The 271-nt window shown below is 28.0% G+C and carries 1 pseudogene; it reads right to left on the bottom strand.

Features of this window, described 5'->3' with window-relative positions:
• A pseudogene (locus tag EII29_RS11760) lies at nt 1-248 on the bottom strand (hypothetical protein); the annotation flags it as partial.
• Nucleotides 249-271 lie beyond the last annotated feature (23 nt).

Raw genomic sequence — 271 nt, 5'->3', positions numbered from 1 at the left:
AGTAATGTTGTTTCTCCAAATTGTACTCTCTTATTTATTGATCTTACTGATATATCTTTTATTGCTTCCTCTACTATTTTTTCATCTTTTTCTCCTGAACCTCCTGCTTCTTTTTCTCTTAATATTTTTGAACGTTTTTCTGATTCACCATCCCTTATTGTTTCTTCTATTCCATATCTTGCTAATCCCAATGTTCCACAAGAACTTAATATTATTCCTAAAATTATCATCATTATTATCTTTTTCATTATCTTTCAACTCCTATTCTTAA

Origin of the sequence: Leptotrichia sp. OH3620_COT-345 (genome assembly GCF_003932895.1) — a bacterium.
Lineage (GTDB): Bacteria > Fusobacteriota > Fusobacteriia > Fusobacteriales > Leptotrichiaceae > Pseudoleptotrichia.
The sequence above is the reverse complement of the archived record's forward strand: the minus strand, read 5'-3'. Positions and strand labels throughout refer to the sequence as shown.